This is a genomic window from Streptomyces sp. NPDC059224, assembly GCF_042754285.1.
In the GTDB taxonomy this organism is placed as follows: domain Bacteria; phylum Actinomycetota; class Actinomycetes; order Streptomycetales; family Streptomycetaceae; genus Streptomyces.
The window spans coordinates 219,868-229,472 of record NZ_JBHZAN010000014.1 but is presented as its reverse complement, the minus strand read 5'-3'; the positions used below and the strand labels follow the sequence as shown (position 1 = coordinate 229,472).

The 9,605-nt window shown below is 74.3% G+C and carries 5 protein-coding genes; all 5 read right to left on the bottom strand.

Annotated elements, in window-relative coordinates; all coding sequences use genetic code 11:
* Positions 1-169 precede the first annotated feature (169 nt).
* Positions 170-3,178: an FxSxx-COOH system tetratricopeptide repeat protein gene (gene fxsT / locus ACFXI4_RS17655; protein ID WP_384991494.1), complete on the bottom strand. Its 3,009-nt coding sequence runs from the start codon at positions 3,176-3,178 to the stop codon at positions 170-172.
* 121 nt (positions 3,179-3,299) lie between these two features.
* Positions 3,300-4,706 (bottom strand): aKG-HExxH-type peptide beta-hydroxylase, encoded by a 1,407-nt coding sequence (locus tag ACFXI4_RS17650; protein WP_384991527.1) that lies wholly within the window; start codon positions 4,704-4,706, stop codon positions 3,300-3,302.
* Positions 4,706-5,860: an FxsB family cyclophane-forming radical SAM/SPASM peptide maturase gene (locus ACFXI4_RS17645; protein WP_384991491.1), complete on the bottom strand. Its 1,155-nt coding sequence runs from the start codon at positions 5,858-5,860 to the stop codon at positions 4,706-4,708. Before ACFXI4_RS17645 ends, ACFXI4_RS17650 begins: the two co-directional genes overlap by 1 nt.
* 145 nt (positions 5,861-6,005) lie before the next feature.
* A complete protein-coding gene (fxsA, locus tag ACFXI4_RS17640; RefSeq protein ID WP_384991488.1) occupies positions 6,006-6,200 on the bottom strand; it encodes an FxSxx-COOH cyclophane-containing RiPP peptide in 195 nt (64 codons plus the stop codon).
* A gap of 27 nt (positions 6,201-6,227) precedes the next feature.
* Positions 6,228-9,599: an SAV_2336 N-terminal domain-related protein gene (locus ACFXI4_RS17635; protein WP_384991485.1), complete on the bottom strand. Its 3,372-nt coding sequence runs from the start codon at positions 9,597-9,599 to the stop codon at positions 6,228-6,230.
* Positions 9,600-9,605 lie beyond the last annotated feature (6 nt).

The following is a 9,605-nucleotide window of genomic DNA, read 5'->3' as shown; positions in this document are numbered from 1 at the left end:
CCCGCCCCGCCGGGGTGTCCCCCTTCGCCAACCCTCGGCCTCCCGCTGCGGTGGTGGCTTTTTTCTTCCCGGCCCAACGCCCCCCGGCCCCGCCGCCTCCCCCGCCGCCCCCACGCCGATGGGCCCGGCCCCCGTTGCGGGGGCCGGGCCCATCGGCGTGTGGGAAGGCTCAGCTGGCCTGGGGTTCGAAGTCCCAGTACGGACGGTTGCGGGCACGGGCCGAGACGGTGTGGACGTGCTGCTTGCCCAGGGTCGCCTCCAGGTCGGTCAGGGCCTCCTGCTCGGTCTTCTCCGCCTGCTGACGGGCCCGCAGCCCACGCAGGTCGGCCGCGTAGGCGACCCGGGCGGAGAGGGTGAGCGGGTGCGTGCGGCCGAGGGTCTCGGTCGCCCGGGCGATGGTGTTCCGGCTCAGTTCGGCGGCGGACTCCGTCTCACCGATCAGGTTGCGCAGGGCGGTGGCGTTGATGGCGCAGCCGAGCGTGTAGGGGTGACTCTCACCCACGGCCGCGCTCATGTCGGCGAGGGCCTGCTCGATCAGCACGTGGGCGTGCTGGCGTTCGCCGACGTTGCGCAGGACCAGCGCCTGGTTCGCACGGGCGCCGATGATGAACGGGTGTCCTTCCGGGAGCAGTTGCTCATAGCGGGCCAGCACGGACTCGCTGGTCTCCCGGGCCAGGTCGATGTCACCGTGCTCACGGTTGAAGCAGCTGTGGCTCACGGCGGCGGACAGGGTGAGCAGGTGCCGGTCGCCGAGCTTGCGTTCGAAGCCTTCCAGCACCTTCGTCAGCAGCTTTCCCGCGGCGGCCCGGTCCCCGACGCGCAGCAGGCACAGCGCCAGGTTGTGCTCGGCGCGCAGGGTGTCCTGGTTGGCCTCGCCCGCGACGATCCGGTACTCGCGCACGTTCCTGGCCTGGGCCGACTCGGCCTCCGCGTAGCGGCCCAGCAGTCTGAGCCCGATCGCGAACGACACCTCGGAGAAGAGGGTCCACAGGTGACGGCTGGTCAGCACCAGCCGGCGCTGCTCCAGCGTCCGCTGGTCGATGTCCAGGGCGTCCTGGTAGCGGCCCATCAGCCGCAGCGTGAAGCCCCAGTTGTTCAGCGCGTTGAGCGTGCGCGAGTCCTGCTCGCCGAGGAGTTCCCGGTAGGTGGGGTACAGCTGTTCGTCCAGGAGGAGGGCCTCGTCGTAGCGGCCGAGGGCGCGTACGTCGGCGGCCAGTCCGCTGAGCACCCGCAGGTAGTCGAGGTCGCGTTCGCCCCGCTCCTGGCGCAGCCGGTCCGCCGCCGCGCGTTCGATGGCCTCCGTCTCCTCCAACATGCCCGCGGCGCGCAGCAGGTTGGCGTAGTGGTAGGTGACGTCCCAGACCCGCGGGTGCGAGTCACCGAGCAGCTCACGCCAGATCTCCAGGGCCCGCCGGCCGAGCTTCCAGCCGGCGGTGTACTCGCCCGCGAAGTACATGTAGCGCAGGCAGTTGAGGACCAGGGCCTGCACCCTGCGGTCCTTGCTGTTGAGGACGTCGGCGTGCTTCAGGTGCGGTACGAGCTCCGCGTACGTCTCCCAGTTGCGGGTGTCGGTGGGACGGCCGGGGTCGGCCTCGGCCAGCGCTCGCCGCACCACGTCGAGGAACTCCCTCCGGTCGGCCTCCGGCATGTCCTTGCCGACGGCCTGATGGACCATCCGGTGCAGGTAGACCGACTCGCCGGGTGAGGGGACCTCGTCGGCGCCGATCTCGTGGGACTCCAGCCGGACCACGGAGTACTGCCGCAGCTGGTTGATCGCCTTGTTCCACAGCAGCGGATCGTCGAGCAGGCCGGTGAGCTGCTCGGGCAGGTCGTCGTGGGACATCTCGCGGAGCATGCGGACGGGGATGAAGCCCGGCGCGAAGAACGTGCACAGGCGCAGCAGGTCGACCGACTCCGGGACCGTGTCGCGCAGCTTGTTCAGCAGTATCGACCAGGCGGTCTGGAAGGTCACCGGGAAGTCGGCGGAGACCCGTACGACGTCCTGGTCGACGCCGTCCTCCAGCAGGGCGATGTAGTCGTCGACGGTCAGGTCGGAGTCGTTGAGCCAGCCCGCCGTCTGGTCCAGGAGCAGCGGCAGGTCCTCCAGCGCATCGGCGAGCTGGTCGGCCTCCTGCTCCGACAGCCGGGCCGCGCGGCGCCGGATGAAGGCGACCGACTCGTCGCGGTCGTAGACCCGTACTTCGAGGAGCTTGCTGTTGTGCTCGCTCCACTCGGGGTTCCGGGACGTGATGAGCACGTGTCCGGAGCCGGACGGGACCAGGTCCCAGACCTGGTCGGGTTCGTCGGCGCCGTCCAGGATCAGCAGCCACCGGGAGAAGGGGTTGCCCCGGCGCAGCGAGTCGCGGACCGCGCGGAGCCGCTCGCCGTACTCGTCGCCGGTCGACAGGCCGAGTTTCGGGGCGAGTTCGGCCAGCAGACGGCGGTAGGTGGCACGGTTCTCGGCGTTGACCCACCACACCACGTCGTACTCGGAGCCGAAGCGGTACACGTACTCGGCCGCGAGCTGGGTCTTGCCCACGCCGGACATGCCGTGCAACGTCAGCACGCCCGCGCCCGGTTCGCTGTTCTGCAGCAGGTGGTAGGCCTCGCCGAGCAGCGGCTCACGTCCGGTGAAGCGGGTGTTGCGGCGCGGTACACCGCCCCACACCTCGGGCATGGCGGCGGGGAAGCGGGGGCCGCGGGTGCCGGGGTCCGCCGCCGGGCGGCCGTCGGCCGGCAGGTCCAGCCGGTCCAGGAGGCGCCGCTCGGCCTCGTCGGCTCCCATGTTGGTCAGGTCGACCGGGGCCAGTACGGCGATGGCCGCGGGCACGGAGGCGTTGGTGACGGAGACGGCGGCGAACTTGGCGGGGTCGGGGCCGACGACCTCGCGCAGCGCCGCGTTCCACTCCTCGAAGGTCCGGGGGCCGAGCTGGAAGTACCGCTCGCTCACCAGTATCAGGACGCGGCCCTCGGCCAGGGAGAGGCCGCGCAGGAGGTCCACCAGGGTCTCCTCGGCGGGGGAGTCCCAGCGCACGTAGACGACCCGGACACCGCGCCGCTCCAGCCTGTCCCCGATCCACGCCGCCCAGGCCCGGTTGAACCCGGCGAAGCTGATCGTGACGGTCTGCCTCGCGGCCCCCCTCTCGGTCGGCCTGACCGGCGTACGAGTTTCAGACATGCGACGGCCTCCACGCGTAGTCTCAAAATCCTAGAACTTCGGTGCGGCTCTGGGGAACACGGCGACTTCGGAACCGGCACCTCGGCTCGTCGATCTTTGCGCAGCGGGGCCTGAGAAGTCGTCATTTCCGAGATTCACCACGAGGTTGGCGCTGTGTCCACAGCGTGCGGGCCGCCTTGACGTACGCCTGCGCACGCGCCGTGTGCCCCCGGGGCGCGGGATGCGCCGCGAGCCGTTCGTGGGTGGCGGCCATCGCGTCGACGAACCGCCGGCCGGCCGTCGTGAGGTCCGCGGAGCCGGCCAGTGCGGGCAGGGCCGCGCCGACCTGGGCGTGGTAGCGCGCGTACTCGGCCCATGCCCCCGCGGCGCCCTCGCTGCGTGCCGGGCCCGCGGCGAGCGCCCGGCGCTGGAAGAAGTCCGCGAGGGCCAGATGCGAGTAGGCGCCCTGCAACAGCCCGTCGTACGGGCGCGGGTCGGGGCGCCAGGGGGCGAAGTACCGGGCCGCCGGGCCCGCCCGGTGCAGCTCCACCAACTCGCCCAGCGCCACCAGTTTGGCGTGCTGCAGTTCGTGGACGAGGGTCGCCGCGAAGGCGACCGGGGTGACCGGGGCGGTGCTGAACAGGGCACCGAACGCCTCGGGCCGGGTGCCGCTGCACCTGCCCCGGCTCCCCGCTCCGGGCGGCAGTTCCATCGGGACCAGGCAGCGCAGCAGCGCCAGGGCCTCCGTGAGCCGTCCCTCACCGCCGCCCCGCAGCGCGGCGGCCGTGCCCGTCCAGGGCTGCAGCCACCGCTTGCGCTCGGACTCGTCCGGGGCCGCCGGACCGACGGCCGCCGGCCGGCCGGCCTCGCGGGGTGGGGCGCGGTAGGGGTCGAGGTCGTCCAGGGGCATGGCCGGGGCCCCGGGGACCAGACCCGGCAGCGCGTACGCCGAGGTCCAGGCGAGCGATCCGGACCAGGCGCCGCCGTCGCTCTCCAGGTGGACGGTCGCCTGGCCGAGTTCCATCCGGCCGCGGTCGTAGGTCACCCGGAGGCGGGCGTCGCCCCGCTCCGGGGTGTGCAGGGCGCCCAGCGACGGCAGGACCAGGATCCCCTCGCGGGCCGTCAGGTCCGAGGTGAAGGTGATTCCGGCACGGGCCGCGGCCACGGCCGCCACGGCGCTGAAGTAGGCCAGGTCCCGGACCAGTTCACGGCGCTGTTCGTCGCCGGGAACGCCACCGCGCGGATCGAGCCGGGTCAGGCAGCGCCGGGCCCAGGGGCCGAGCAGCGGATGGCCGAGCCGGGTCCGTGCGGGCGAACCGGGGGCGGCGGCCCGGTCCGCCGCGGTGAGCAGCGCCCAGTCCTCCCGCAGCCTGGCCTTCGCCGCCGGCGGGCAGAGCGCCGGGTCCGCCGCCTCGGCCGCGTCCAGCACGGCGCGCAGCAGGAGCAGCCGCCGGGTGTCCTGGTCCCGGACCAGCATCCCGAGCGTGCCGGCTCCGCCCTCCGTGCGCCCGAGTTCGGCGAGAGCCGGCTCCGGGACCGCCGGAAAGATCACGGGGTGCCCCCTTCGGGAGAGGCCACCGCGGGCACCGCGTCCGCGGCGAGCCGGCCGGCCACATGTCGGATGAAACGCTCCAGGTCGGCGCAGTACACCGAGGGGTTGCGGAAGCCGTGCCCGGCCCGGTAGCGGTGGGCGTACTGGCCCCCGCCGCACACGGTCAGCAGCGGGCAGGACCGGCATCCCTCCGCGAGCGCCGCGGTACCCGCCTGGCGTGCGGCGATCCCCGGGTGCCGCAACGCCTCGTCGAAGGTGTGCCGGAAGACGTCCAGGCCCGTGCGCGCGGCGCCCTCGTACGCCGACTTCAACGAGTCGACCTGCTCGATGGAACCGTCCGTCTCCACCACGAGCGCGTCGAAGGGCGTCAGACCGAGGGACTCACCGGCCGCCGGCAACCCCAGCAGCAGGGCCACGCACTCCTCGAAGAGCCGCACCCGGGTCTCCCGCCGCTCGGCCGCCCACCAGCGGTCGAAGACCGCGCACAGCCAGTCGCCGTGGCGGCCGCCGCCCCAGTGCGGCGGCGGCGTGGACCAGTTGCCGTGCGGCAGCAGCAGGTCCAGCGCGGGCGGCCGGAGTTCGAGCAGGCTGTCGTACGTCTCCACCGGATCCGCGGTGGGGTCGACGACGGTCAGGATGCCGGCGTACGTATCCGGGAAGCGACCGGCGAGCAGCCGTGCCCCGCGTGCGGCGGCGGGCCAGGACGGGCGGCCCGCACGGTCGACGCGGAGCGCGTTGTGCCGGGCGCGGCCGCCGTCGAGACTGATGCCGACCTGGATGCCGTGCCGGGCCAGGACACTCAGCCGCTCCTCGGTGAGGAGGGTGGCGTTGGTCTGGACGGCGGGGCGGACCGCACAGCCCGCGGGCACGCGCGCGCGTACGGCTTCGGTGAAGCGAGCGAGGGTGTCGACGCCCGCCAGCAGCGGTTCTCCGCCGTGCAGCACCAGGGAGACCGCGGTCAGACCGTGGCCGCGGGCGTGTTCGGCGATGCGGTCGGCGGTCCGGTCGAGGACCGCGGGCGAGGCGGCGGCGGGGCGGGTACGCCAGGTCCGGTCCGGGCCCTCGTAGAGATAGCAGTAGGTACAGGCCAGGTTGCAGCGGCCGTGCACCTTCACGATGAACTGACGGAAGGGGTGACCGGTCGTAGACACTCCAGCACCCCCATGCCGTACGCCATTTCACCCGTATCAGGCCGCATTCCCGGCGGAAGACCGGACGCAAACCCGACGCGATCGAAGTCGCCTTGTTCTGTCTTTATTTGACCGAACGGAATCGCCTTTCTCTGCGCCAGGTGGCTCACATCGCGCTGTTGAAGCCCCAGAGCATCTCGCCCGGCCGTTCCGCCCGCTCCCGCAGGCCCTCCAGCACCTCGTGCAGGACCGGGTGCCGGACCGTCCTCAGCTCCTCCAGATCCAGCTCCAGCAGTTCCGGCAGCGGCTCACCGGCCGTCGGTCCGCCCGGTACCCGCTCCGTGTCGTCCTGTCGGCTCATGTCCCCGTTCCTCTCCATCGTCAGCGCTCACTCCAACGCGGCGAGCCGCTCCGCCGAGTCGCCGGCGGTCGGCTCCCCCGGGACCAGCGTGCCCTCCGGCAGCTTCGACCACTCCGTCCGGGCGGCCCGGTAGGCCTCGCGCGCGGCCCGTGGACGGGCGGCCGCCTCATAGGACATACCCCGCCAGTGGTGGGCCTGCGCGCCCAGCACCACGGCTTCCTGACGGCGGCGTTCGGTGCGGGCCCCGCCCTCCGCCTCCCGGGCGGACTTTGCGGCGAGACGGAACGCGTCCATCGCCTCGTCGAGCCGGGTCGGACGGCCCAGGCTGCGAAAGGCCTCGTACTGGGCCTGGCCCAGCTCCAGGCGGCAGCGGGCGGCCAGCATCGGGGCCCCCGCCTCGTCCGCCTCGTCCGCCGCGAGCCCGAAGAGGTACTCCGCCTCCCGGAGATCGACGCGGTCGCCGCGCAGCCGGTACCGCAGGATCAGGGCCCGGCCGAGCAGCAGCAGCCGCAGTCCCAGCTCCCGGTTCCCCGTGGAGGTCTCCCGGCGGCAGTCCCGCAGCACCCGGATCGCCTGCGACAGCGGCGCCCACGCGCGGTCGCCGGTCTCCGAGTCGGCCCGGCGCAGCAGCGCCTCGCCCCACTCGGCGAGGATCTGGGAGTACTCGGGATCGTCCCGGGGCAACTCGGCCGCCGCGCTCGCGAACGCGTTGGCCGCCTCCTGGAGTTCGCGCGGGTCACCGGTCTCGGTGTACCGGGCGACCCTGACGCGCCCCGCCCGCAGGTGCAGGGCGGCCCGCCGACCGCGCCTGCGGGTGACCGCCAGGGTCTCGTCGATCAGGTCCTGGGCCTCGTCCAGAGGGGCACCTGCGCGCAGCAGGGCATCCACCAGGTCGAGCCGTACCCCGACCCGGTCCGGGGCCTCGGGAGCGGTCTCCAGGGCGTCGCGCAACGAGCGGGAGGCCTGTTCCGCGTAGCCCCGGGCCTGCTCCGGGTCGGTCGTCGCGTCCGACAGGCGCAGCAGGATCCGGCCGTGGGCGCGCGGCAGTTCGGGCGGCCGGTGCCGACGGTCCGGCCAGGCGTCGGCGAACGCCTCCAGCATGCCGACGGCGCTCTGCAGCAGCGCGCTGTCGCCGCCCAGGCTCCACTGCGCCTCCAGCGCGCCGACCCGCTCCAGCGTCAGCCGCAGCGCCTCCGGCTGTTCGAGGTCGGGGGCGCCGCAGGCCACGGCGTACTCCCGGTCGGCGCGGCGCAGCAGGTCGAGGGCGCCGGTCCGGTCACCGTGCCGCCTGCGGTCGCCGGCGGCGGCCCGCAGCACCCCGGCCAGGACGGCGCGTTCACGCCGGGCGTGCGGGTGGGCCACGGCCCGCTCCGCCGCCTCCTCGGCCTCGCGCAGCAGATCGGCGCCGCCCTGCACCTCCCACAGGCGCAGCGTGCAGTGGGCGTACTGCGCCCACAGCTCCGGGTCCGCCCCCACCGGCTCCTCGTGCCCGGTGGCGCCGCGCAGCAGCTGCACGGCGTCGATCAGGTCCTGCACCATGCCCTCGGCGTCGAACCGGGCGAGCAGGGCACGGGCCCGGTCCACCGCCTGGTGGGTGCGGTGTTCACCCGGTCGTACGGCGGTGTCGCGACTGCCGTAGAGGCGGAACTGTTCGGGCAGCGGCATGAAGCGCTCCAGTACGCGGGCCGCCACCTCGGCGAAAGGCTGCGGGACCAGGGTCGCGTCCGTGTTGTCGCCGTTGCGCGCCGGGTAGCCGGTGCCCGGCGGGGTGTACGGCCGTCCGGAACCGCCGTCACCGAGCTGGGCGAGGGCGAGGGCCGGGAAGTTGGGGCCGCCCTTGCCGAAGCGCTGCTCGATGTACTCGGAGCAGTGCTTGAGGACGAGCAGTGCCTCGTCCCGGCCGAGCGCGGAGAGCAGCCCCTCCTGGACCTCGGGGTCCATCTCGTACCACTGGGTGCCGTCCGCGTGCTGATCGGCGTGGCCCTCGCGGGCCCGGGTGACCAGGCCGCCGAGCAGCACCTCGGCGAGTTCGGAGGGGCCGGAGTCGGGCAGCATGGTCCGCTGGACCAGCTGCATCACGGGCAGACAGAGCGGGGCGGCGGCCAGGTAGACGGCGAGCCGGCCGGCGCTCGGGGAGGCGACCGACTGGAACCTGCTGACCCGCTCGACCGGCGACGGCGCCCGCCCCGCCCGTACGGCCGGCGCGGGCGGCTGGTCCGCGCGCACCCATCCCACCGCGCCCGCCACCGGCCCGGCGCCGGCCCCGGACAGCAGCCTCGCCCACGCCCCGAGCGCCACCGGCTCGGGCGGCAGCACCGGCACCGGCACGGCACCCCGTGGGCCGCTGGCCACGGCACCGGCCGGGGTGCGCACCCGCAGCGCGGTGGCGCCGCCCAGCGTCTCGCCGCGGCTCAGCTCGCCGTAGGTGACGGGCAGCCGGGTCCGGCTCCACATCCGCTGCGGCAACGGCTGCAGCACGGCGGCCGGCGCCTGCCGGGACAGGTGGTGCAGCAGCCGGTGCGCGCGACCGCTGTGCCACAGCGGTCCGGCGCAGTCGCTGATCAGGACGGTGATCCGGCGCCCGGTCGGGTCGCTGAGGCGGTCGGCGGTGTGCAGCGGGGCCGCGTGCACGTCCGCACTGCGACTGACCGCCGGCTCGCCGTCGGGGCCGGCGTGCAGGTGGCTGATCTGGATGTCCCCGAAGGCACCCAACTGGCCGAACACCTGGACCAGTTCGGTGAACATCCGGTCCCAGACCCGCATCGACGGAGAGGCCTCGAGGACCAGTTGCAGCCGGGCGTCGCCCCGGGTCACCGCGCGGTACACGGGCAGGATCAGGCCGCCCGCACGTGCGCTGTGCTCGGCGGTCCGCGTCTCGTCCAGTTCGGTGCGCAACGGCGGTGCGGCGCTCCGGTAGGCCTGCAACGGCCGTAAAGCGCGCTGGAGTTCGAGTGGCGCGGGCAGCGCGGGGGCCGCGGGCACGCCGACCGGCAGTCCGGTGACCCGGCCGGTCCGCCCGCCGTGCCCGCCGCCGTGCTGCTGCGGCACGGGGTACAGGGAGGCCCGGCGATCGGCTCCGCCCGGCCCGGGGGCTACCGGTGCCGGCCGCGCCGTCCGGCTCCCGGCGTCCGCGGACGGGGTGTCGCCCGTCGGGCCCTTCGGCGGTACGGCGGTTCCCCTCCGCGGGCCGCCCGCGGGTCCGGGAACCGCCTGCGCCGGTGCCTCGCCGGCGGGCCGCGTCCACCGGGCCAGCCAGAGGGCGTCGCTGAGCCCCTCGGTGTCCGGGTCGAGCCCGACCTCCCGCAGCCTGCGGACGAGTTCGGCCAGCGGGTCGCCGTCGGCGCCGGGCAGGTCGGGGCCGGATGGAAGGGGGCCGTGTCGAGGCGCTGCGTCCGGCATCAGCGG